The 24,308-nt window shown below is 58.9% G+C and carries 20 protein-coding genes and 1 tRNA gene; 6 read left to right on the forward strand and 15 right to left on the reverse strand.

What is annotated here, in order from left to right:
• Positions 1 to 26: 26 nt before the first annotated feature.
• Both G5193_RS00480 and dinG read right to left on the reverse strand, forming a co-directional pair.
• Positions 27 to 686, reverse strand: coding sequence for a DUF2057 domain-containing protein (locus G5193_RS00480; RefSeq protein WP_216954052.1), 660 nt, complete (start codon positions 684 to 686; stop codon positions 27 to 29).
• A gap of 142 nt (positions 687 to 828) precedes the next feature.
• Positions 829 to 2,901: an ATP-dependent DNA helicase DinG gene (gene dinG / locus G5193_RS00485; protein WP_421204676.1), complete on the reverse strand. Its 2,073-nt coding sequence runs from the start codon at positions 2,899 to 2,901 to the stop codon at positions 829 to 831.
• Positions 2,902 to 3,296: 395 nt separating this feature from the next.
• Between dinG and G5193_RS00490 the strand changes: the two genes are divergently transcribed.
• Positions 3,297 to 4,346 (forward strand): porin, encoded by a 1,050-nt coding sequence (locus tag G5193_RS00490; protein WP_088869706.1) that lies wholly within the window; start codon positions 3,297 to 3,299, stop codon positions 4,344 to 4,346.
• Positions 4,347 to 4,892: 546 nt separating this feature from the next.
• Here the strand turns inward: G5193_RS00490 and tyrA are convergent.
• From tyrA to hinT, 12 genes are all read right to left on the reverse strand, one after another.
• Complete coding sequence (gene tyrA, locus G5193_RS00495) at positions 4,893 to 6,020, reverse strand: bifunctional chorismate mutase/prephenate dehydrogenase (protein ID WP_421204677.1); 1,128 nt, start codon at positions 6,018 to 6,020, stop codon at positions 4,893 to 4,895.
• Positions 6,021 to 6,155: 135 nt separating this feature from the next.
• The gene (locus tag G5193_RS00500; RefSeq protein ID WP_421204678.1) at positions 6,156 to 7,229 is read right to left on the reverse strand and encodes a 3-deoxy-7-phosphoheptulonate synthase; all 1,074 of its coding nucleotides are present in this window, start codon (positions 7,227 to 7,229) and stop codon (positions 6,156 to 6,158) included.
• A 346-nt stretch (positions 7,230 to 7,575) separates the two neighbouring features.
• Complete coding sequence (gene glgC / locus G5193_RS00505) at positions 7,576 to 8,892, reverse strand: glucose-1-phosphate adenylyltransferase (protein ID WP_216954048.1); 1,317 nt, start codon at positions 8,890 to 8,892, stop codon at positions 7,576 to 7,578.
• Between the two features lie 289 nt (positions 8,893 to 9,181).
• Positions 9,182 to 10,099, reverse strand: a complete 918-nt coding sequence (gene secF / locus G5193_RS00510; protein WP_257690224.1) for a protein translocase subunit SecF — start codon at positions 10,097 to 10,099, stop codon at positions 9,182 to 9,184.
• A gap of 150 nt (positions 10,100 to 10,249) precedes the next feature.
• Positions 10,250 to 12,052, reverse strand: a complete 1,803-nt coding sequence (gene secD / locus G5193_RS00515) for a protein translocase subunit SecD (protein WP_421204679.1) — start codon at positions 12,050 to 12,052, stop codon at positions 10,250 to 10,252.
• A 158-nt stretch (positions 12,053 to 12,210) separates the two neighbouring features.
• A complete protein-coding gene (locus tag G5193_RS00520) occupies positions 12,211 to 12,645 on the reverse strand; it encodes a hypothetical protein (protein ID WP_005334044.1) in 435 nt (144 codons plus the stop codon).
• Positions 12,646 to 12,741: 96 nt separating this feature from the next.
• Entirely contained in the window at positions 12,742 to 13,599 is an 858-nt protein-coding gene (locus G5193_RS00525) for a DUF6279 family lipoprotein (RefSeq protein ID WP_005361577.1), read from the reverse strand.
• A gap of 3 nt (positions 13,600 to 13,602) precedes the next feature.
• Positions 13,603 to 14,427 carry a phosphotransferase gene (locus G5193_RS00530; protein WP_421204680.1) on the reverse strand — a complete coding sequence of 275 codons (825 nt, stop codon included), beginning with the start codon at positions 14,425 to 14,427 and terminating at the stop codon, positions 13,603 to 13,605.
• A gap of 10 nt (positions 14,428 to 14,437) precedes the next feature.
• Entirely contained in the window at positions 14,438 to 15,034 is a 597-nt protein-coding gene (lpoB, locus tag G5193_RS00535; RefSeq protein ID WP_005334041.1) for a penicillin-binding protein activator LpoB, read from the reverse strand.
• On the reverse strand, positions 15,034 to 15,432 hold the full coding sequence (locus G5193_RS00540; RefSeq protein ID WP_231719680.1) for a YcfL family protein: 399 nt from the start codon (positions 15,430 to 15,432) through the stop codon (positions 15,034 to 15,036). Before G5193_RS00540 ends, lpoB begins: the two co-directional genes overlap by 1 nt.
• Before the next feature lie 83 nt (positions 15,433 to 15,515).
• Positions 15,516 to 16,952 carry a COG3014 family protein gene (locus G5193_RS00545; protein ID WP_421204681.1) on the reverse strand — a complete coding sequence of 479 codons (1,437 nt, stop codon included), beginning with the start codon at positions 16,950 to 16,952 and terminating at the stop codon, positions 15,516 to 15,518.
• The gene (gene hinT, locus G5193_RS00550) at positions 16,952 to 17,302 is read right to left on the reverse strand and encodes a purine nucleoside phosphoramidase (protein WP_167558071.1); all 351 of its coding nucleotides are present in this window, start codon (positions 17,300 to 17,302) and stop codon (positions 16,952 to 16,954) included. Before hinT ends, G5193_RS00545 begins: the two co-directional genes overlap by 1 nt.
• Positions 17,303 to 17,551: 249 nt before the next feature.
• Here hinT and G5193_RS00555 point away from each other — a divergent pair, with 249 nt between their 5' ends.
• Positions 17,552 to 19,564: a methyl-accepting chemotaxis protein gene (locus tag G5193_RS00555; RefSeq protein ID WP_421204682.1), complete on the forward strand. Its 2,013-nt coding sequence runs from the start codon at positions 17,552 to 17,554 to the stop codon at positions 19,562 to 19,564.
• Between the two features lie 71 nt (positions 19,565 to 19,635).
• Here G5193_RS00555 and G5193_RS00560 read toward each other — a convergent pair whose 3' ends face one another.
• Positions 19,636 to 20,511, reverse strand: coding sequence for a 6-pyruvoyl trahydropterin synthase family protein (locus tag G5193_RS00560; RefSeq protein ID WP_421204683.1), 876 nt, complete (start codon positions 20,509 to 20,511; stop codon positions 19,636 to 19,638).
• An 80-nt stretch (positions 20,512 to 20,591) separates the two neighbouring features.
• Here G5193_RS00560 and G5193_RS00565 point away from each other — a divergent pair, with 80 nt between their 5' ends.
• The 4 genes from G5193_RS00565 (at position 20,592) to G5193_RS00580 (ending at position 24,236) form a co-directional block, all read left to right on the forward strand.
• Positions 20,592 to 21,935, forward strand: coding sequence for a dihydroorotase (locus tag G5193_RS00565; RefSeq protein ID WP_075115531.1), 1,344 nt, complete (start codon positions 20,592 to 20,594; stop codon positions 21,933 to 21,935).
• A gap of 112 nt (positions 21,936 to 22,047) precedes the next feature.
• Positions 22,048 to 22,124: transfer RNA gene (locus G5193_RS00570), tRNA-Pro, on the forward strand.
• 216 nt (positions 22,125 to 22,340) lie between these two features.
• Positions 22,341 to 22,772 (forward strand): CC0125/CC1285 family lipoprotein, encoded by a 432-nt coding sequence (locus G5193_RS00575; RefSeq protein ID WP_216980324.1) that lies wholly within the window; start codon positions 22,341 to 22,343, stop codon positions 22,770 to 22,772.
• 204 nt (positions 22,773 to 22,976) lie between these two features.
• Positions 22,977 to 24,236 (forward strand): dicarboxylate/amino acid:cation symporter, encoded by a 1,260-nt coding sequence (locus G5193_RS00580; RefSeq protein WP_005334018.1) that lies wholly within the window; start codon positions 22,977 to 22,979, stop codon positions 24,234 to 24,236.
• Positions 24,237 to 24,308 lie beyond the last annotated feature (72 nt).

Below are 24,308 nucleotides of genomic sequence, written 5' to 3' on the forward strand. Positions count from 1 at the left end.
CGACGGGTCAGGATGATGTTTCCGGATTACTGCTGCTGGATAACCCAGATCTGGAAGGCTTTGCGGGTTTCCGCATCGGCCTTGTTGTACCAGTTTTGCAGTTGGGTCAGGGCTTCCGGATTGCTTTGCGCCTTGCTGGGCGCGGCTTGGGCCGGTGCGCTGGCGGCAGCCATCACGGCAGCAGAGGAGACGGCAACGGTTTTGGGCTGGTTGAAAGCTTTGCCCATGTTGATCAGCTCTTGCTGATAGTCACGGGTCAGCTGGAAGCCCTCTACTTTCGGCATTACGAACTGTTCACTGCTCACTTGCTGTCCTGTGACCTTGTCTTTCAGCGCCACTTTCTGATCTTTCAGGAACTGTTTGGCTTCTGCTTCATTGCGGGGCTTTTTATAGTCCAGCACCAGCTGCTGATTGTCGGCTGCAGTGAAGTTCAGCACCAGCGGCTCGGCGGTCACCAGCTTGATTTCGTTACGGCTGGAGTAGTTGCCTTCAAAGGCGACGACCAACTGGTGCTTGCCGGCAGAGAGGGGGAAGGTGCTGGTTTTGTCGAGCAGCTGGGGGTTGATGGATTGGCCATCAATCAACTGCACGATGTAAGGGGTGGATACTTCCAGTTTGGCATCAGCCAAGGCGCTACCGGCCCACAACAGACCAGCCAGCGCCGGTACCAGAACAGTCAGTTTCATTTCATCTCCTTGAACAGTCAGGCGATTGCCCACTGAAAACAGGGGCTCATTTTTACAGGTTTGGTCTACTGCGGCAATGGCTCTTTCTGGAGGTGTATGTTCGTGCAGTTGTCAGTTCATTTATCAATAACGGCATGCTTATTTATTCGAACCGCCGTGTAAACGGGGGGAGGGCATCAAGTAACCCCTTGCCATAACGTTTGGTCAGTAGACGCCGGTCCAGAATGGTGACCCGTCCCCGATCGGCCTCTTTGCGGATGAGGCGGCCACAGGCCTGGATCAGTTTGCGCGATGCCTCCGGCACCGTCAGTTGCAGAAAGGGGTTGCCTCCTCGCTGCTCCACCCACTCGGCGGTAGCCTCCTCGACCGGTGAGTTGGGCACCGCAAAGGGGAGTTTGGTGATCACCAGATTGGTGAGGTAGTGACCCGGCAGATCCAGCCCCTCCGAGAAGCTGCCGGTACCAAACAGGATGCTGGCTTGACCGCCATCGCATTTCTGCTTGTGCAGGGTGAGCAGGGCATTGCGGGAGGCTTCCCCCTGCACCAGCAGTGACAGTCCCTTGGCTCGCAAGCCAACGGCCACCTCATTCATCTGGCGGTAGGAGGAGAAGAGCACCAGACTCGCCTCCTTGCCCGCCAGAATACGTGGCAGCACGCTGATGAGTTCATTGGTAAAGGCTGGTGAGTTGGGTTCGTGCTCCATCTTGGGCAGATAGAGCTCGGCTTTCTGGTAGTCAAAGGGGGAGCGCAGGCGCAGATAGCGGGTACCGTCGTGCTCCTTGAGCCCCACCTGATGGCGAAAATAGCTAAAGGAAGAGAGGGCGGTGAGGGTCGCTGAGACCAGTACGGCACCTAGACATTTCGACCAGAGCCACTCCTCCAGCAGATAGCCTACCTCAATCGGTGAGGCGTGCAGCCAGATATCGCCGTCATCGCTCTTGGCTATCCAGCGGGCGAGCGGGGTTTTGCCAGTCGGCACATGGCGCCCCAGCATCTCCCACAGGGCGCAGAAACTCTCCAGCCGTTGCAGATGAAAACCGCTCTCGGCCAGCAGGGGTTCGGCCTCCTTGCGGCGGATCTCGCCATCTTTCAGCGCTTCACCTATGGCCCCCTGCATCCGATCCAGCGCCCGCAGCGCCTTCTTGCTCGACTCCTTGAGATTCTCCGCCAGCATGGGTAGGGGATCCGGCAATACCCCTTCGACGAAGCGGTAGTGGGGTTCCGTGCCAAACAGCCGATCGTTGGCGCTGAGCCACTGCTCGACCGCCTTCAGATCGGGCTGGATGGTGGCCAGCGCATCCTGCAGTTTGAGTTGGGGGTCGAGCAGGCTCTCCTTATTAAGCGTCCGCGCCAGCTTGCCTGCACTTTGTACCAGCTTCTCCAGCCAGCGGCGCGAGCCTTTGACGCTGGCCGATGCCGCGCCGTGATCCCGGGCGATGGTGGGCAGGTGATGGGCCTCATCCAGCACATAGATGCACTCATCAGGGGGCGGCAGAATGATGCCGCCGCCCATGGTGAGATCGGAGAGCAGGAGTGCATGGTTGACGACCAGCACATCGGCGCTCTCCATGTCGTTGCGGGCGCGATGAAAGGGGCAGTGCTGGTGATGGCTTAGCGCCTTGTTGCAGGTGTGGCGGTCTGCAGCGATGCGATCCCAGCAAGTGTCGGGAATGGGCTCCGGCCAGTTGTCCCGATCCCCGTCCCACTTGCCATTGGTGTAGGTCTGCCACAGCGCCTGGTAGCGATCCTTGTCGCTGTCCGATGGTTTGGATTTGCTCAGACTGCCAAAGTCGAGCTCGAAGTTGGCCATCTCGGCGCCACTGGCTGCCTGCTCCAGCAGATGCTCGCAACAGTAGCGTTGACGCCCCTTGACCAGCATAAAGCGAAACGGCAGCTCGCTGTGGCGGTGGTAAAAAGGAAGGTCTTTGTGGATCAGCTGCTCTTGCAGGGCCACTGTGGCGGTGGAGATCACTAGCTTCTTCTGGGTGAGTCGCGCCACCGGAATGGCGCCCTGCGCATAGGAGAGGGATTTGCCGATACCGGTGCCCGCTTCGGCAACCAGAATACGGCGTTGTTTGTCGTACTCGCCGGTCAGGGTTTTGGCTATCTCGGCCACCAGAAAGTTCTGCTCTTTGCGCGGTACAAAACCGGGTAATCCATCCGAAATCTGGCGATAGGTTTGACGAATGGTTGCTTTGAGGCGAGTAGAGAGCATGAAGAGAAGGCCAGTTAGGGGTTAATAGAAGGACAAGGATACCCGCAACCCCTCGGTGAGGTCGAGGCAACAGCCATTATCACGGCAGTTTTACGCTGATCAGACCACTTTGGTTGTTTATCAGGTATTTAGCGTTATTTGCATGCAAAATAGACTATTTGAGTCCAAATAATCAGCAGGATTCATTGTAAACGTTTTCCTTTTGCCTTGCCGTCAGGTGAGACTTGGCTCACATTTTTGCCTCCATGACTATGGTTTGCGTAAAAAGTTCCAAGTTTTTTCATTGCGGTTCAAAAAATCCGGTGCTAGTCTCGGCGGCATAGTGATGCAAAGAACATCGCTAACACAGGGAATAACAACAACTTAGTGTTTAATTACAGTAGGCATTGGAAACTATGAAAAAGACAATTCTGGCTATTGCTATTCCGGCTCTGTTTGCATCCGCCGCTAACGCCGCAGTGATCTATGACAAAGACGGTACCACTTTCGACGTATACGGCCGTGTACAGGCTAACTACTACGGTGAGCACGATGATACCGATGGCGAGCTGATTGGTTCTTCCCGTCTGGGCTGGTCCGGTAAAGTTGCTCTGAACAACACTTGGTCCGGTATCGCCAAGACCGAGTGGCAAGTTGCTGCTGAAAACTCCGACAAGGGCAGTGACGGTAAGTCTAGCAAGTTCGATGCTCGTCATATCTATGCAGGCTTTGACGGCACCCAGTACGGTAAAATCATCTTCGGTCAGACCGACACTGCTTTCTACGACGTACTCGAGCCGACCGATATTTTCAACGAGTGGGGCGATGCGGGTAACTTCTATGACGGTCGTCAGGAAGGCCAGGTTATCTACTCCAACACCTTCGGTGGTTTCAAAGGTAAAGTTTCCTACCAAACCAATGACGACGTAGCGGTCAAGATCACTGACGTTGGTCAGAAGGTCAAAGAAGATGCCATCTTTGGTTCCGACGTTAAGCGTAAGAAAGCTTATGCCGTTGCCGCCGGTTACGATTTTGACTTCGGCCTGGGCTTCAACGCCGGTTATGCCTACTCCGACCTGCAAAACAAAGTTAATGGTCAGACTGGTAAGAAAGACGAGTGGGCTATTGGCGCGCACTACGCTATCAATGGCTTCTATTTTGCCGGTGTTTACACTGAAGGCGAAGTGAAGAACAAGAGCCTGGGTCTGAAAGATGACGGCCGTGGTTACGAGCTGGCTGCTTCTTACAACGTAGATGCTTGGACCTTCCTGGCTGGTTACAACTTCAAAGAAGGCAAGGCCAACGCTCAAGCTGCCGGTTCTACTTACAAGGATCTGGTTGACGAGACCCTGCTGGGTGTTCAGTACGCTTTCACTCCGAAGCTGAAAGCTTACACCGAGTACAAGATCCAGGGTATCGAGAAGCATGACGACGAGTGGACTGTTGCTCTGCAGTACAACTTCTAATAAGTTGAACAAGAGTAATATCCAGGCTTGAGTCTTTGACCAGGCTACAAATGGCCGAGATAATTTCTCGGCCATTTTCTTTTTTGGCGACAGCGGATTGGCGCCATGATAAATCGCCGGATTGCTGTGTTAAGTGATCTTTGGCAAACCATTTGTCTCGGTTAATCTCTCCTGCTTCCTGCTTCCTGCTTCCTGCTTCCTGCTTCCTGCTTCCTGCTTCCTGCTTCCTGTTTATCTCTTTGATGGGGAGTGCACCGTTCTCCTTTGCGTCGTATAGCCTTGCTCGCAGCAGTTTGGTTTGACCGTTAGAGTCTGGCAGCCCTTGCAAGGGGCGGTGCTATTTGCGCGGATTGCGTGGATATTGAGGGGGCATACTTGCTGGATGTGAGGCAGCGCCAGGGGAGGGTATTGAGGCCAGTCAGCTGTGGGGGCTCGACGTAGGGCCGAGCGTGACTGACGTCAGTGTTTAAATCGGTAACAAATAAAATGGGAAGATGCCCAGGCATCTTCCCATTCTGGCGATATGAGGTAGCTGCTTTTGCAGGATCAGCCGTGTTGGCGGCGGTCGTTGGCCTGGGCGAGCAGCATGCGGCTTTCACGCAGGAACTGGTCGGCATGCTCGCCGAAGAAACCGGAAACTTGCGAGAATGCGTTGATGAAACCGTCCCTGTCTCCTCGCTCCAGCAGCCCCAGTGCTTCGCCGAAGTTTTGGTAGTAGCGACGGATCATCGCCAGGTTCTGCGGTGACGACAAAATGATGTCGGCATAGAGGTGGGGATCCTGGGCAAACAGCCGCCCCACCATGGCGAGCTCCAGCCGGTAGATGGGGGAGCTCAAACTCAGCAGGCGATCCAGATTGGCCTGCTCCCGGGAGAGGTGCCAGCCATAGGCAAAGGTGGCGAAGTGACGCAGTGCCTGAATGAGGGTCATCGCCTCATCGTGGGCCTTGGCTTCCACCTGTTGCAAGCGGGCGCCCCAGATGGTCATCTGCTCCAGCAGCCATTGGCTGGCGGCGGGGTCACGACCCTGGCAGCAGACGATCACCTGCTTGGCGAGACTCGCCACATCCGGCCCGAACATGGGGTGCAGTCCCAGTACCGGCCCCTGATGTACCGCCAGCATATGTTCGAGCGGCGCCGCCTTCACGCTGGTGACATCGACCAGCAGGCAGTGGGCGGGCAGGTTGCCGAGGCGATCGATGATCTGGCAGGTGATATCGATGGGCACCGCCACCATCACCAGACCGGCTCCGGTGAGGATCTCGTCAGCGCGCGGCCAGTCGGCTTGTTCCAGCGTCTCGACCCGATAGCCTGAGAGGCTGAACATATGGCCGAACAAGCGGCCAAGCTGGCCCTGACCACCGATGATGACCACCTTGCCAAGATCCGGCTTTATGCATTTGAAGCCTGTATCTTTCTCGCTAGCATAAGATTCGCGCATCACCCGGCGCAGCACGTCTTCGATGAGATCGCCGGGCACCCCCAACTGCTCGGCCTCGGCGCGGCGGCGGGCCAGCATGCTCGCTTCCCGCTCCGGTGCATAGATGGGCAGGCCGTGGCGGCTCTTTACCTCACCCACTTCTCCCACCAGGGCCAGACGGGCGGCCAGCAGATCGATCAGCTGCTTGTCCACCGCATCTATCTTGTCCCTGAGTACATTCAACTCTTCAGCCATATCCAGTCCCTGCTGGCGCCGCGAGCGGCGGCGCCCTGAAATTCAAGATGCAACAAGGTATCACGGCGTGAGCGGTTTGATGCCACCACTAGTGATACCTCGATTGTTCAATAGGTTACGACAAGATACCACGGCTTACCGTGCAGTTCTGCCCTTGAGAGGCCCAGCCAGCTGGCTGTGGCAGCGGGCCAGCAGCGCGTCCGTGGTCTCCCAGTCGATGCAGGCATCTGTGATGGAGACGCCGTAGCGCATGTCGCACTTGGGCTGTTCGCTGGACTGGTTGCCCTCGAACAGGTTGGATTCGAGCATCACCCCTATGATGGAGCGGTTGCCCTCCTGGATCTGGTGGATCACGTTGTCCGCCACCTTGGGCTGCAGACGGTGATCCTTGCTGGAGTTGCCGTGGCTGCAATCCACCACCAGGCCGGGCAGCAGGCCCGCTTTCTCCAGCGCCTCTTCCGCCAGCGACACGTTGACCGAATCGTAGTTCGGGTGCTTGCCGCCGCGCAGGATCACGTGGCCATCCGGGTTGCCCTGGGTCTGCAGCAGCGCGACCTGGCCCTGCTGGTTGATCCCCATGAAGGCGTGGGGGCTGGAGGCCGCCTGCAACGCATTGATGGCGGTGCCCAGGTTGCCGTCGGTGCCGTTCTTGAAGCCGACCGGCATGGAGAGGCCGGACGCCATCTCCCTGTGGGTCTGGGATTCGGTGGTGCGGGCACCGATGGCCGACCAGGAGAAGAGCTCCGCCAGGTATTGGGGGCTGATGGGATCCAGCGCCTCGGTGGCCAGGGGCAGCTCCAGCTCGGCGAGCCAGCAGAGCAGCTCGCGGGCCCGGTGCAGCCCCAGCTCCACATCGAAGGTGCCGTCCAGGTTCGGGTCGTTGATAAAACCCTTCCAGCCGACCGTGGTGCGCGGCTTCTCAAAGTAGACCCGCATGACAATGTAGAGAGAATCCTGATAGGCATCATGCAGCGCTTTGAGTCTGGTTGCGTACTCTTTGGCGGCGTCCATGTCGTGGATGGAGCAGGGACCACAGATCACCAGCAGACGGTGATCGCGACGGTGGATGATGTCGGCGATGGTGTTGCGGGCCCCTTGCACGAATGCCAGCGCACGATCGGAGATGGGCAGTTTCTCCTTGAGCTGGGCAGGCGTGATCATCACTTGTTCGGACTGGATATGTATATTGTTCAGGGGATCTCGTTGCATAGCCTCTTCGCCTCGTCAGAGTCAGCACACTGGTTTTGATACTACCAGCTGTAATTTTAAGTTTACGAAAGTACCGCTTTCGTTACGAATGGTCATCACAATACCAAGTAAATGCCAACTTTCAAGTGTGAATATGGAATTTAATAGCCTTTTGGCAATATGAAAGTACTGCTCATCGCCAAAGGTTTGGATTAACTGCCAAATTTGTCCATGAAAAGCTACTGCTGTAATTATATATTTACAGCCTAAAAAGGGGAGGTCGAATGGCGGGGGGCAAGTGGCTATAAAAAACGGGAGCCTGCAAGGGCTCCCGTTTTTTGTCGCGATAACAGTGCTGGTCGGAGAGTTATGCCGGTACGGCCTGCTCTACAGCCTGCTTGCGCGCCGTTTTTGCCAGTGCATCCAGCATGGGCTTGGTGACCAGTACGATCCCCTGTTCGGATCGGTGGAAGCGGCGGGCATCTTCATCGGCGTTCTCACCGATCACCATCCCTTCCGGCAGCTTGCACCCCTTGTCGATCACTACCCGACGCAGCCGGCAGCCGGCACCGATCTCCACACCCGGGAAGATCACGGCTTGATCCAGAGTGCAGAAGGAGTCGACTCGTACATTGGTGAAGAGCACCGAGCTCAGGATGAAGGAGCCGCTGACGATGGTGCCGCCCGAAAACATCGAGTTGATGGTCATGCCGTGCTGACCGTTTCTGTCCTGCACGAACTTGGCGGGAGGGGTCATGTTCTGGCTGGTCCAGATGGGCCACTCCTGATCGTAGATATCCAGCTCCGGCGTGACGGAGGCGAGATCCATGTTGGCTTCCCAGAAGGAGTCCACGGTGCCCACGTCGCGCCAGTAGGGACGGCGATCCGGACAGCAACCGACACAGGACATGCCAAACGGGTGAGCGAATGCAGTACCCTCTTTCACCACGCGGGGGATCACGTCCATGCCGAAATCGTGATGGGACTGTGCGTTGGCAATGTCCTCTTCCAGCAGTTGGTAGAGATATTCGGCATCAAAAATATAGACGCCCATGGAGGCCAGCGCGGTGTCGGCCTTGCCCGGCATGGCTGGCGGGTTGGCGGGCTTTTCGACGAAGGCGTTGATCTTGCGATCATCATCCACAGCCATTACCCCGAAGGCGCTTGCTTCACTGCGTGGCACCTCGATGCAGGCTACAGTCACCTTGGCACCCATATTGACGTGGTCGAGCAGCATGGCGGCGTAATCCATCTTGTAGATGTGATCGCCTGCCAGCACCACCACATATTTGGGGGCGTGATCGCGGATGATATCCAGATTCTGGTAGACCGCATCGGCGGTACCTCGATACCAGTTCACCTCATCCACTCGCTGCTGGGCAGGGAGCAGATCGATAAATTCGTTCATCTGGTAGCGCAGGAAAGACCAGCCGGACTGGAGATGGCGCAACAGGCTGTGGGATTTGTACTGGGTCACGACACCGACCCGACGAATGCCGGAGTTGATGCAGTTGGAGAGCACGAAATCGATAATGCGGAATTTGCCGCCGAAATGGACGGCAGGCTTGGCACGGTTGTCGGTTAACTGTTTGAGGCGACTACCCCGCCCTCCTGCGAGTACCAGAGCCATGGTCTCGTTCAGCAACTGTCTGGCTTTTGCTGTATTGGCAGGTTGTAACAACATCTCATATCCCTTTGTAGATAAATCACTACAATGTTGCCTCCTTTGAACCCTCAAGAAAGTGCTTTCAGTCACATTTCAGGGTTTTTGACGTAATAAAATGACCTTTTTGTTATTAAAAATGACGGATTGATCCGTCATTGCTTTCAATATGGTCAGTTGTCAATTGAGGCGACTTGGCCAGTAACAGGAGCGACGGGGATTGGCGGGGGAGGGTAGAAAAAGCCCCTGCCAATGGTTGGCAAGGGCATAGTTGGTAGAGGCTCGATTAGCCGACTCTGGATAGCAAGGGTCAGGCTGCGTTGGCCACTGGCTCCTCGCTCTTTTTCTGATAGGCCTGCGGGGTGAGGCCCAGCAGCTCCTGCACGGTCGAGGCAACGGTAATAGAGGAGACGGTGCCTACCAGGATCCCGGCAAACAGGGTGAAGGAGAAGCCGTAGAGAGCGTCACCGCCAAACAGCAGCAGCGCGCCCACGGTAAACAGGGTGGTGCCCGAGGTGATCATGGTGCGACTGAAGGTTGCCCTGATGGCCACATCGGAGCATTCGTGGATGCCCATCTGGGTACGCGAGCTCAGCAGATCCCGCAACCTGTCCGAGATGACGATGCTGTCGTTGAGGGAGTAGCCGATCACCGCCATCAGACCGGCGATGATGTTCAGATCGAATTCGATCTGAAAGAGTGACAGCAGCCCCAGCGCTACGATAGCGTCATGGACCACCGAGAGCAGGATGCCGATGGCCTGACGCCACTCGAAGCGAAACGCCAGATAGGCCGACATCGCCAGCGAAGCGACCAGCACGGCCAGCATACCCTGCTGGAACAGCTCGGCACCCACCTGAGGACCGACGATGGTGGTGCGCAGCAACTCGACCGGCATCCCCAACTGCTGGGTCAGCATGGTGGCGAGATCTGCCGCGGGCCAGGGCAGTTCGTGGGGAGGCAACTTGATCAGCCACTCGCCGGGAATACCGGCCGAGCTCAGCTCAACGGCTCCCGCCAGCGGGGAGACCAGCATGGCATTGAGCTCATGGGCCTCTTTCAGGGTCTGGATATGAAACTCCAGCAGGATCCCGCCGGTAAAATCGAGCCCCAGTGTCAGGCCGTTCACCAGCAAGATGGCGACGCTGGCCACGGTCAGCAGGATGGAAGCCCACAGGCCGATATAACGCCAACGGGTCAGCCCCATGGCAACGATCATTCTCAACATAATTCTCTCCTTGGCCAGCCAGCATCAGGCTGTTGGCCCATCACGACGTGTCGCGACACGCCGGGAAATAGTGTTCTGCTTTGGCCGCTCCGGCCATATCCATGGCCGATGGCGCAGCCAAAGCCGCTCATCAGAGGGATTGCTGTCCCGTTACACCTTCAGCGTGCGCTCGTTGCTGCGTCCCCACAGGGGATTGATGATGGCGCGCGTTCCCCAGATCCCGGTGATCATGCTGGAGAGCAGACCCAGAATGAGGGTGATGGAGAAGCCCTGCAGCGGCCCGGAGCCGATGGAGTAGAGCACCACGGCGCAGATGAGGGTGGTGATGTTGGCATCGAAAATGGTGTGGAAGGCCGAGCGATAGCCAAAGTCGATGGCGTTGGCCAATGAGCCCCCTTCTCGCAGACGGTCCCTGATCCGCTCGAAGATCAGCACATGGGTATCCACCGCCATGCCCACCGTCAGCACCAGACCGGCGATCCCCGGCAGGGTCAGCACGGCGCCCGGCAGCACTGCCAGCATGCCGACCTGCATCAACAGGTTGGCGACCAGCGCCGTGATGGCAACCCAGCCGAATTTGCGGTACCAGGCCATCATAAACAGCATCATGCCTGCCATGCCGAAGGCCAGCGCGGTGAAACCCGCCTCGATATTCTGCATCCCCAGCGTCGGGCCTATGCTGCGTTCTTCCAGGATCTTGAGAGGGGCGGTGAGGGCACCGGCGCGCAGCAGCATGGCCAGCTCTTGTGCTTCCGGCAGACTGCCAATGCCGGTGATGCGGAACTGGTTGCCAAGGGCGGTCTGGATGGTGGCGACGTTGATCACCTCGCTCTGGGCGCGCAGTTTGCCCTGGGCATTGGTCTTGTACTCGGTGAAGACGGTCGCCATCGGCTTGCCCACATGCAGGCGGCTGAACTGGTTCATCTTGCTGCCACCCAGGGTGTCAAGCACGATATTGACCTGGGGCTGGCCCATCTCGCCCATATTGGCGCGGGCATCGACGATGTGCTCGCCGGTGAGTACCGGCTTGCGCGCCATGCCGACGGCCTGACCGTTGCGATCGGCGATGTAGAAGTGGCTGTCGGCTTTGGCCTCGTAGAAGGCCAGCGAGGCGGTGGCCCCGATCACCTCTTTCGCCTGTTTGGGGTTATGTACCCCGGGCAGTTCGATACGGATACCATCCTGCCCCTGACGCACCACCGAGGCCTCGACGATGCCGAGCTCGTTGATCCGTTTTTTCAGGATCGACAGGTTCTGGGTCACGGCGTTGTTGACCAGCAGGGTACGCTCCGCCTCGCTCAGCACCAGTTTCAGATCATTGCCGGAGCGGGTCAGCTTCCACTGATCCTGACGGGTACCGGCACTCTCCTTGATGATGGCGAGCCAGCTCTCCTGTTCGGCCACCTCCGGCAGGGTGACGGCTACGGCGCCCTGTGCGCTGCGCGTGACGCTGGCGCCGCGCAGGTTGGCTTCACGGAAGCGGGTGCGCAGGGTATCCACCAGATTCTTGGTCTGATTGTCGATGACAAAGTCCACGTCCACCCCGATAAGCAGCTGGGAGCCGCCACGCAGGTCCAGTCCCAGCTTGATGGGATCGGCGCCGAGGCGGGTGATCCAGGTCGGCGCGTTGGAGTGAAACTCCAGGGTCAGGGCGGCACTGTCGACCCCTTGCTGCTCCAGCAACTGCTTTGCGCGCTGCTGCTCGCCCTGGCTGGCAAAGACCAGCTCGACCCGCTCAGGTTGCTCAATGACCTTGAGCGGGGTCAGGTGCTTGTCGCTCAGCAACATCTGTTGCTGGGGGGTCAGGCGCTGCTGTCCGTGCAGGCCGAGGGAGGGCTGCTCACCAAAAAAGGTGGGCAGGGAGTAAAAGGTAAAGGTCAACAGCATCAACAGCAGCAGTGCGTACTGCCACTTGCTCATGTGGTTGAGAACGGTGCGATTGCTCTTTCTCATGGCAAACAAGCCTCTGTCAGGAGAATGGTGCCCGGGCCGATAGCAACAAGGCTCGGCAAGGCGCAAAAAATGGGATGCATCAAATGCGGATCAGGCAGTTGCCGGATCCGTAAGGAAGAGGAGATGAGCAAACAGTGGATGTGCCAGCCCCTCCGGGGTCAGGCGCTCAGATAGCTCTGGGTGAAGCGGTATTGCAGATGTTGGCGCTGTAGATGGCGCCGGTGGATCGCGCCAAAGCGATCGCGAAAACTCTGTTTGTGATAGAGCTCGGGGGCCAGCATCAGCCAGCCAAGCAGCAACAGCAGGATGGCCTGGGCCGACCAGCTCTGGATCAGCTCGTAGACCACACTCTTGGGCTGGTTGTCACTGCGCAGGGATTGTTCGAGACGCAGCAGGTGATTCTGATGGCTGCCAACAAACTTGATGATGCCATCATCGCTGTCGCTAAGCTGATTGAACACCTGAGTCTGCTGCTGTTCACTCTGGGGAGATGCGGGTAGCAGCGGGCCTTCCATTCGGGCGATGGAACAAAGCAGGGTGAGGGCGATAACCAGAGTGACCAGCACCAGTTTTACTTTGTCGATAAGGCGCAAAAAGTTAATTCCCGATAAATAGGAAGGGCAAACTACCATAAGCGCCCGGTTTGAACAAGGTTGCCCCGGGCACATGGCACCATTCGGTGCTGGCTGTCAGCTGCCGCTCATCTGCTTGAAGTCGCGGGCATAACCCTTGAGCAGGGAGTAGAGATGGGCCCGCTGGGAGATATCCAGCGACTGGCTCATGGCGCTCAGCCAGTTGACGGTACGCTGGCGCGACTGTTCGGTATAGCCGGTAAAGCGGCCATCCATCAGCCCATCCCCTTCGGCCAGCAGGTCAGTCAGCTCGCGGGTAAAGTCGGGACTCTGGCGCTGCTTCATCAGCCTGTCCAGCTCCTGGGTCCAGGACTCCTGAAACTCGAGCCAGGGGGGCATTAGCTCGTATTGCCATTCGGCCCACTGGGCCACCAGTGGCGCCTGTGCCGGTTTCACCTCACCAATCCAGAACTCGAGCCGCTTGTTCATCTTGTCGCGAAACTCCGCCAGCATCTGCTCTTTGGGCTCAGTGGCAAAGTCCTTTTGCCGTTCCTGTTGCCGCTTGACCCGATCGGTCATAAAGCGGGCCACCTGCTCGTCGGTCAGGGTGCGCGCCAGCCTGACGGCACGGGGGATAGTGTTTTCCAGCGTGCGGGTCAGGCTCTGCTGCACCGCATCTAGGTTGGTCGAGATCTGCTCCGGCGTCATGGGGCTGGCCACCGCCTTGGCCAGTGCATCGAGATCCCTGGCGTAGCGCGGCAGCTCGTGCTGGCGGTGCCAAGCCATCAGCCCCTTCACTTCGCGGCTGAGCAGATCCTTCTGCGAATAGGAGAGGGCAAAGTAGTCATCCAGCTGCCAGATGATGGCGGTATCGAGCCAGTAGTAGATCACCCGGGTGGAGCAGCCGGTCAGCAGCAGGCCGATCAGCAGCAGACCCCAGGTTTTCGGCTTGTGCCAGCGCACCTTGTTTATCATCTGTTACTCCAGTCGTTGCCGGTTGATGGCGATCAGGGTGTCATAGTCGAGTGAGGGCTGTTGCTCTGTCATCAGCAGGGCCCAGAGCAGGCCGATATAGTCGACCCAGGGTAAAAATGCCTCGCTCTGAAAATCGGGCCACTGGTGGCGCGGCAGGGCCTGCAGATAGTGCGCTTCCAGCTCGTCGCGCCGCTCGGCGGGCCACTCATGGGTGCGCTGGATGCTGGCGAGCTCAAAGCCGGGGTGACCTGCCGCGCCATACTCCCAGTCGATGACCCAGGGTTTGCTTCCCAACAAGTTAGCCGGATTGAGATCATGGTGGCAAGGGCGCCAGCAATCATTTGGCTCACTGCTGGCGAGCAAGCCCCGCTCCAGGGCGGGCAGCCAGGAGGGAATGTGGGCCAGTCGGGCGCGATAGCCCGCGGCGTGGGCTCGCACCGCCATCACCACCTCAGGCAGCGGCAGGCGATGGAGCTTGCGCAGCACCTCAGCCAGCAGACGGGGCTGATCGGCTTCCGGTGGTGCCGCGAGCACCCAGTTTGGCTCATCGCACCATTCGAGCAGCATCAGACCGCTGGCGGGATCGCCATAGTGGCAAGGCAGCGCCAGCCCTTCGGCCATTGCCCCCTGATAAAGCTGCCACTCGGTGGAGCGGTCGATGCCAAGGCGCAGCGGATCGGGGTGCCCTTGACGCAAAAAGTAACTGCGCCCCGAGGGGAGGCGCAGTCGATAGTTGCAGTTGGTCAGGCCTAACCCGAGTGGTTCCAACTGCCCCTCCCGCCAGGGGGCGGGCAGGCTGGCCAGTAGCGGATCACAGTTGCCTGTCACCAGGAGCCTGTTACCAGCCAAAGGTGGATTTCTTCGCCTGTTTGCGGATCTCTTTCTGATCGGCCCATAGCAGTTCGCCGTTTTGCAGGTCCATCAGGTTCATGGTCATCTGGTAGTAGACATCCTTCACCTTGCCATTGTCCTTGACGATGCTGGCGAGGTTGCCATAGACCATGTAGCGGGCACCAGTCTGCTTGCCAAGCCGCACCATGGAGGCAGGATCCACCATGCCGCTGCTCTGCTGGTATTCGAGCTGCTGCTTGACGGCGGCCACCTTGCTCATGTCGACGAAGCGGAACTTGCCGGCCCGCAGCAGCTTGGTGCGGATGGTGTCGGTGATGGCTTCGGTATCGATGTGCTCGGAGGTCTTGTTGCGGATAGAGTCCATAAACATCACCGGACGACCGCCTGCGGTGATCTCGCTGGTGGCAGGGGAGGCGAGCATGGAGTCCGCCATCTTGTCGGCGATGGCCTGCAGGTCGCTTGAGCCGTAATCGACGGTGACGGTTTCGGTTTCAGTGGGATCGCCATAGCTGACGGTAGTGCTGGAGCAGCCGCCCAAGAGCAATGCAGAGGTCAGGATCAGCAGGGCATGATTCATTTTCATCAGTAGGATTCCTCAATCACTTCGCGTACGTAAATCCGGTAACCTTGCGCCGCCGGGCTGGGCGCCAGGGCCGAGAGGGTGCGGGTCTGATAGCCATGCAGCTTGATGGGGGTCCAGCCGCGGCCATCGCTGGCGACCTCCTGACCGGCCTCATCATACCAATAGAAGATATATTGCAGCTTGTTATCGCTGCGCTGGGTGCTGGCAGCGGCCACATTGACCTGCAGCAGGCCATTTTGCTGGCGGCGGCTCAGCTCGGTCAGGGTGACGTTGACGTTTTGATGCTGCTCTGCCACTGGTGCACCGCCCGCCGGGCCATAGAGCGCCACGCCGGAGGTGTTGGTGGCGCAGCCGGTCAGCAGCAGCGCGAGCCCGAGGGCCAACCCGTATGCTTTCATCTTGCTCTCCTTAATCGGGGTGAGTGGGGCCGCGAGTGTGCCTGCCCGGTTAATTGTCTTGCTCATCTCTCTTCGCCGTCTGCTCAGAGCGGCATCACCCTGGTGGTCAGACCGGCGCCGAGGCGCTGTACCCAGACCAGGGTTGTGCGGCCCTTGTGGATGGTGAGCGGCAATTGCCGCTGCGCTGCCCCCGCGCCCAGGGTGAGATTGATTTCACCTGCCGGCACCATCCCCTGCCAGCTCGATGCCTGCGCTGGCAGCGTCAGCCAACTGCGGGTATCGGCCCGCTCCGAGAGGGTGTTGAAGATCCCCACCAGAATATTGCCCACATCCCCTCCCTCTTTGGCGGCGGTGCGGCGCATCTGCTCCTTGGCCACCAGTCGCAGCGCCTGGCGGGTCAGCATGCCGGGCAGCCGCTCCTGCAGATCTTTGGCGGCCAGCGCTTCCAGCCTGACCAGCTCGCTGGTCTGCTCGACCCGCTTGCCGACTTCCACCGTCAGCGGGCCGGTGTCGCTGGCCCGATTATCGTAATAGGGGATGGCGACGGTAAAGGTGCGAAAATCGCCGCGGGAGGTGGAGATGGGGAGCGGCAGGAACAGTTCGCGCCGTGCCGGGATCAAACCATCTTCAAACAGCACCACCAGCTGGCCTTGATCTTTTGCAAGCGGCGGCGCTTTGCGGCCTATCTTTTTCTCGGTCTCGCGGATCTCGTCCGGTGAGCCACGCAGCCGCGCCAGACGCAGCAAGGCATCTTGCAGGCTGCGGTTGTCCGGTGCTATCTGGTAGCCGCGCTGATAGTCGACCCAGGCATCGTTGAGATCCCCGGCCGCCTCATAGAGCACGGCGGAAAAATAGAAGGTGTAGGCGTTCTGAAAACCGTTTTTGACCTTGCCGATCAACCGGTCGAGATCCGGTGCGCCGCGCGACATCAGCTGGCGCATCTCGCCTTCTGCTTCGACCTCTTCGCTCTCATCCTTCGCCTTGCGCACCTCATCGGCTCGCCGTTTCAGGGCCTGTTCCTGCACCTGATTGGCCCGACGCACCTCCACCAGGGCGCCATTGGCATCACCCCGTTGCAGATAGTTGAGTGCCAGATAGTGATGCAGCATGGTGCGTTCGTAATCGGGAGTACGATAGGCCATCGACTGATCGTTAGTGAGCAGACTGCCCACCTGATCCAGACCGTGGCTCAGCCGGTATTCGGCCTGATTGTCTTCCCACTGAAGGCGGCTGTCGGCGGCGGTGAACGCCTGCTTGCTGCCCGCATCCTGACCCGCCAGCCAGGCGATGCGCCCCTCTTCAAGGCGATCGAGGATAAAGGTGTCATCGCCTAGGGTGGAGTCGCGCACCTCGGGCAGCGCTTCGGCGGCATGGCCCAGCAGCAGCTGGTTGCGCAGCGGCACCATCTGATCGGAGTAGGAGACGAACATGTCTTGCCAGCGGGAGGCGCAGCCCCCCAGCAACAGCAGGGCGCCGCAGAGCAACAGGGCGCTGCGGCAGGTTGAGGCGTTGCGATTCATTACAGGCTGAGCAGCGGTCCCAACGGCTCGCCGCCGACCAGATGCATGTGGATGTGGTAGACCTCCTGCCCGCCGTGGCGGTTGCAGTTCATAATGAGGCGGTAGCCATCTTCGGCGATGCCCGCATCGCTTGCCAGCTTGCGGGCCACGGTGAACATCCGGCCAAGGGCCAGTTCATGTTCGGCTTCCACGTCATTGACGGTGGGGATCAGCACATTCGGGATGATCAGGATATGGGTCTTGGCCTTGGGCTGGATATCCCGGAATGCGGTGACCAGATCGTCTTGATAAAGGATGTCGGCAGGGATCTCTTTACGGATGATTTTGCTGAAAATGGTTTCTTGCGCCATGGCTAACTCCCTTATATGAAAAAGAAAATTGAACTTGCATCCCAAGCGGCTCCCGAAAGAAGGCGAGCAGCGCGTCAAGTGTGACACAAGCCGAGATTTGACACAGCTGATGTCCCATTCCCTTCAGTTATTGTTAAGAATACCGATAGCCAGAGGGACGTCATCTGCAGCGCCTGTTCAGGGGTCTGCAGGGTATCAAAAGGACGGGGTACTCAGGCAAGGGACTTTTGCATATACAGCGGGACAATAATGAAACAAACAATGTCGGATCTCTCCATCTTGCAGCGAGTCTACCTTGGCTTCGCGATCCTGGTGGCCGTGATGGTGGCCAGTTCACTACTCACATTTCGTAGTCAGAATACTCTGGGGGGAGCGCTGGAACAGGTGACCCGGCAGTCTATGCCGCTGGTGATTGCCAGCAGCCAGACCCAGATCACCCTGCTCAGTGCCAACAAGTGGCTGGGGGATGTGCTCACCGAGCAGGACCCCAAACAGCTGCCTGCCGAAGTGGCCGAACTGAAACAGGCCAAGGCCGCGGTGGGCAAGAGCCTCGATGCCTTGCGCCAGCAGGTCGCCCACCACCCCGAACTGCAAGGGGAGATGGGCACTCTGAGCCAGCAGGTCGACAGCTACCTGCAACTGACCGATACCCTGCCGGGCGAACACGAGGCGCTGCTCACCCGATTGCACAAGGTCAATCTGGCCAAGGGGCAGTTTCAGGTCAGCTTGCCCCAGTTCAAGAAGAGTCTGGGGGACATGATGATCACCATCGACGACAGCTTCATCAAGATGCTCTCCGAGACCCTGACCACCAAGCTCTCCGCTATCGAACTCTCCACCATGGATGCCCTCAATCAGAGCATTCCGGCCCCCATTGAAGCCGCGCTCAAGCGCAACAGGATGCAGATGGAGGGGTTCAACAGCACCATCAAGGATCTGCAGGGTGAGCTCAAGGATTTCGACAACAACATGGGTCACTACGTCCACGGTTTCGTGCGCGATACGACCGGTAATGAAGGTGTACTCGCCCAGTATCTGACGCTGATGCAACAGCAGGAGCAGATGCGGGAGAAGAGCAAGCAGGCGAGTGCGCTCATCGTGGCAATTCAGGATCGGCTTGAGCGGGTCACCTCTCAGAGCCAGCAACTGATGAACCAGAGCATTCAGCATGCCAAAGCCGCACAGAGCCAGAGCACCCTGACTCAGGGAGCCAGCATCGTCGTCGCCATCCTGATTGCCATGCTGGTGGCTTATACCCTGGGCAAGGCCATTCGCCGTCCGCTCAGGGAGTTGCTGCTGGTGCTGACCGAAGTAACCCAGGGTGACATGACTCAGCGCATCGGTTTTCAGAGCAAGAATGAATTTGGTCAGCTGGGCAGCCAGATCAACCTGCTGATCGCCCAGATGGGGGAGGTACTGGCGCAGCTTTCACAAGCATCGGCCCAGCTTAACGATGCCGCCCACGGCAACCGTCGCACCACCGAATCGGTGCGGGCGGATCTGGAGAAACAGCGGCAGGAGACCGCCTCGGTCGCCGCCGCCATGACCCAGATGGAGGCCTCGGTGCGGGAGGTGGCGCAGGCTGCCAACCAGACACTGGAGCGGGTGCAGGATGTGGAGAAGGCCTCCGAGATGGGACGCAAGGTGATGGCAGGCAATATCACCACCACTCATCAACTGGCGGGCAAACTGCAACAGACCGGCAAGGTGATTGGTGATGTGAGCGCCATGAGCAGCCAGATCGGCAATATCCTCGATGTCATTCGCGGCATCGCCGAGCAGACCAATCTGCTGGCCCTCAACGCCGCCATCGAAGCGGCGCGGGCCGGCGAGCAGGGGCGCGGATTTGCGGTGGTGGCGGATGAGGTGCGCAGTCTGGCGGGCCGCACCGCCCAGTCCACCAGCGAAATCCAGACCATGATCGAGAACCTGCAGCAGGGGGTAGCCAAGGCGGTGACCGTGATGCAGGAGTGCTCTCGCGAGATGGACAGTTGCGTGGATCAGAGCTCTCACGCCAACAACGCCATGGAGGAAGTGCAGGGGATTGTGGTGCTGATCAGCGACATGTCGAGCCAGATCGCCTCCGCCGCCGAGCAGCAGCAGGCCACCAGCGCCGATATCGCCACCAACCTCAACCGCATCTCCGATATCTCGGATCTCAACTATCAGGGGATTGAGCGGGTAGCCGAGACCAGCCAGCAGCTGGACTCCCTTGCCGAGCAGCAGGAGAGCCTGGTCAAGCGCTTCCGCCTGAGCGCCTGATGGTCGAGAGTTGAAACAACAAGGCCCCGCAGATGCGGGGCCTTCTCTTTATTGCGGCCGTGACAAGGGGATCAGGCGTAGGCAATGGCGCCCTTGCCGACCCCTTCATAGGCGACAATCTTGACGAACTTGTCGCCCACCATCTTCTTCACTTCGCGGGCGATGTAGCAGGCCAGCAGCTCGACTGTGGTGTCGGTGTCGATCATCTCTACCTCGGCGGTGGGGATGGCCAGCTGGAACAGCCCTTGCGGCGCCATATATTTGAAGCCGGTGTGATGCTCGCCAAGCTGGGCATTGGCGCGAGGGCTCAAAGCGAGCTCGGTCAGCGCCACCTTGTCCTCCTCGGTGCCGAGGTAGATATCGCCCCAGCGCTCGGCCCAGTTGAGCTCAAGCTCCTGGTCGCGCTCGCCATCGATGTGGATCTCGATGGGAGAGCGGTGGCCGTGGGCGATGCGCTGGCAGTTGCCATCGTGCTTTTTCAGGCCGTGGCTGTAGTGGTAGAAGGCACCGGTGATCGCCTCCTGACGCAGGGTCAGCGACAGATCCTTGATGTTGCCCGGCAGCCGTTTGGCCAGCACCGCCAGCAGGTAGCGGGTCACCGACTCTTTATCAACTTGCGGGGCAGGGATAAAGGCAAAGCCCTGGGATGGGCAGCGCAGATGGATGGAGCGACCCGGGCGCAGCAGATCCACTGTGCTTTCGTCACCATCCAGTGTCTCGACGTGGATCAGCGGGCACTCGGTCGGCACCAGCAGCTTGTGGTCCACCTCTTCATCGATGATCGACTTGATCAGCTTCTTTACCCGGCCAAAGTCCAGCAGCATGCTCATTTCGTTGAGCTCACCGCTCATTTCGATATCTACCAGCCAGCTCTCGCCCACCATGCCGCGGCGTTCGCAGAGGTAGCTGGAGTCGATCACGGTCAAATCTCTTACAAATAACTTCATCAGTCAGGCCTTGCTACAGAGAAAGGGCAGTTTTGCGCTATTATGACCCGCGATTATCGGCAAAGGAACTGGAACCCCCCATGAACAAACTGCTTATCAAAAATGCCACCCTGGTCAACGAAGGCCGCATCTATGCCTCCGATGTGTTGATCGAGGGGGAACGGATTGCCCGCATTGCCCCGGATATCGAGGCGCCCGATGCGCTGGTTATCGATGCGGCAGGTCGCCACCTCATCCCCGGAATGATCGATGATCAGGTCCACTTCCGGGAGCCGGGATTGACCCACAAGGGGACCATCGCCAGCGAATCCCGCGCCGCCGTCGCCGGTGGCACCACCAGTTTCATGGAAATGCCCAACGTCAATCCCCAGACCACCACCCTCGACGCCCTCGAAGCCAAATACCAGATCGCCGCCAACTCCTCCGTCGCCAACTACAGCTTCTATCTCGGCGCCACCAACGACAACCTTGCAGAGATCAAGCGTCTCGACCCCAAGCAGTCCTGCGGGGTCAAGGTGTTTATGGGCTCCTCGACCGGCAACATGCTGGTGGACAATCAGGAGACCCTGGCGGCCATCTTCCGCGAAAGTCCGGTGATGATCGTCACCCACTGCGAAGACACCCCGACCATCGCCAAGGCCGAAGAGGCGGCGCGAGCCAAGTGGGGCGAGAATGTGCCGATGGGCGAGCACGGTCGCATTCGCAGTGACGAGGCGTGCTACAAATCCTCCAGCATGGCGGTGGCGCTGGCGAAAAAATACGGTGCCAAGCTGCATGTGCTGCATCTGACCTCGGCCAAGGAGCTGTCGCTGTTTACCGCCAGCCACGACCTGAGCGAGCTGAAGGACAAGAACATCACCGCCGAGGTGTGCGTTCACCACCTCTTCTTCAATGAAGCCGATTACGAGACCCAGGGCAGCCTGATCAAGTGCAACCCTGCGGTGAAGAGTGCCGCCGACCAGCAGGCACTGCTGGATGCGGTACGCAACGACGTGCTCGACATCATCGCCACCGACCACGCGCCCCACACCTGGGAAGAGAAGCAGAACAGCTACTTCAAGGCGCCGTCCGGCGTACCGCTGGTGCAGCACTCTTTGCAGGCGCTGCTGGAGCTCTACCACAACGGCGTGTTTACCCTGGAGACTATCGTCAAGAAGACCTCCCACGCGGTAGCCGAGCGCTTCCAGGTGCAGGATCGCGGTTATATCCGCGAGGGCTACTTCGCCGATCTGGTGCTGTTGGATCTGGGCAAGCCCTATGTGGTCAACGACGACAACATCCTCTACCACTGTGGCTGGTCACCCTTCAACGGCTACCGCTTCCACAGCACGGTGGAGATGACGCTGGTGAATGGCCAGATCGCCTGGCAAAACGGGCAGGTGACTGACCAGATCCTGGGCAAGCGGCTGACCTTTAACCGCTGATTGTTCGCAAAGCAGGCGAACGCACCGTGGCCGAGGAATTGGCGGCGTTTCCCTGTTGACAGGGCGGGGTCATCTCCATAAACTCTGCCCCCGTCAGCCGAGCTGACTCCGTCGGTGTGTAGCGCAGCCAGGTAGCGCATCTGCATGGGGTGTAGAGGGTCGGAGGTTCGAATCCTCTCACACCGACCAAATTCCCCGGTAAAGGCCTTGTCAAACGACAAGGCCTTTTCTTTTGCCTGCGATTCGCCGCACAGGCGTGAAGCCTGTGGTGATGCACGCTGGTCGCTGCTGGCGTGAGCAGATTGTGCAGTCACCGCGCTTTATGGTGTAGTAACAACTCTGTTGCTCATTTGCCTGGCGAGGCCTCTCGTGTCTGCATCCGTATCTAAACCCTGTTGTCTGCTGATGCTCACCCTGCTGCTGGTGGGCTGCGCCACCCCTTACCAGAGTGAAAAGTCATTCTGGAACGGCCAGACCGGTTTTTCCCAGACCCGGCTTGGCCCGGACAAGTGGCAGCTGGAGTTTGTCGGCAACGATCTGGTGGACAGGGAGACCGCCCGCAAATATGTGCTCAAGCGGGCAGGGGAGCTGGCACTGGCAGAGGGTTACTCCTGGCTCAAGGTCGATGAGCTGACCATTAACCGCGATGCCGTCAGGGTGACCCCATCACGGCCGATCTTCGGCTTTGACGAGGATGAGCCGGATCTCTTTATGGCCCAGATGCAGGTGCAGCATACCATCTCGGCGCTGCTCACTTTTCGCCTGTTGCCACGGGCACTCGATGAGCGAACTCTGGATGCGAAATATCTCGCTGAAATCAAAATAAACAGTGATTAATATTGGTGGTTTGCAAGATCTATATCACATACACCTAATGGCAGGATAAAATTCTGGAGAAAGCCTCTAGATTTACCCCCTGCTTTTAGGCATTCTCCCAGCATACCAGCCGCCAGGAATCAACGGCTCGGATCACAAAAACGGACTGTTGTGGCTCCCATGCCACCGTTTACGGCTTGCACCAATCAAAACCGGGACTCCCCCATGAAAATGAATAAACTGACGGTCGCCATCCTCATCTCCATGATGTTTGGCATCCTCACCGGCCAGGGCTATCGCATGTTTGCCGCAGATCAGGCTGCGGATTTTGCCAATAACATCACGATCCTGACCGATATCTTCCTGCGACTGATCAAGATGATCATCGCTCCCCTGGTCTTCACCACCCTGGTGGTCGGTATCGCCAAGATGGGCGACACCCGCACCGTGGGGCGTATCGGTGCCAAGACCCTCGGCTGGTTTATGCTGGCCTCCCTGATGTCCCTGAGCCTGGGTCTGGTGATGGTGACCCTGATGCAGCCGGGTGTGGGGCTTTCGCTCTCCCTGCCCAATGACACCGCCAGCTCGGGCATTGCTGCCGGTGCCATTACCCTGAAAGATTTCGTGACCCACGCCATCCCCAAAAGCGTGGTAGAGGCAATGGCCACCAACGAGATCCTGCAGATCGTGGTCTTCTCACTCTTCTTCGGTCTGGCCGCCGCTGCGCTCGGCGATCTGGCCAAGCCGGTGGTGGTGCTGATGGCCAGCGCTGCCGAGATCATGCTGAAAGTGACCGGTTACGTGATGAACTTTGCGCCGTTCGCGGTATTTGGCGCCATCGCCGCCATGGTGGCCAAAGAGGGGCTGGGTATTCTGGTTACCTACGGCAGCTTTATGGCCCAGTTCTACATCGCGCTGGCCTGCCTCTGGCTGCTGCTGATCGCCATGGGCAGCGTCTTCCTGCGTGGTCGTGTCATCAAGCTGCTGGCGATGATCCGCGAACCCATCCTGCTCGCCTTCTCGACCGCCAGCTCTGAAGCCGCCTATCCGAAGACCCTGGATCGTCTGGAGAAGTTCGGTTGTGACAAGCGCATTGCCAGCTTCGTGCTGCCGATGGGTTACTCCTTCAACCTCGACGGCTCCATGATGTACTGCACCTTCGCGGTGATGTTCATTGCCCAAGCGTATGGAATCGAGCTCTCCATGGCCCAGCAGATCACCATGCTGCTGCTGCTGATGGTCACCTCCAAGGGGATGGCCGGGGTACCGCGCGCCTCTCTGGTGGTGATTGCCGCCACCCTGAACCAATTCCATATTCCGGAAGCGGGCATCCTGCTGCTGCTGGGGATCGATCACTTCCTCGACATGGGCCGCTCTGCCACCAACGTGCTGGGCAACGCCATCGCCGCCAGCGTGGTGGCCAAGACCGAAGACAGTCTGGGTGAAACCGTCGCGCTGGGCGAGAGTGAGCCAGCCAAAGCCTGATCACAACGCCATGAAAAATAAACAACAACGGCCCGCCAATGCGGGCCGTTGTTGTTTATGGCTCGTCTACAC

It is taken from the genome of Aeromonas sp. 601027 (assembly GCF_049174455.1).
In the GTDB taxonomy this organism is placed as follows: domain Bacteria; phylum Pseudomonadota; class Gammaproteobacteria; order Enterobacterales; family Aeromonadaceae; genus Aeromonas; species Aeromonas veronii_A.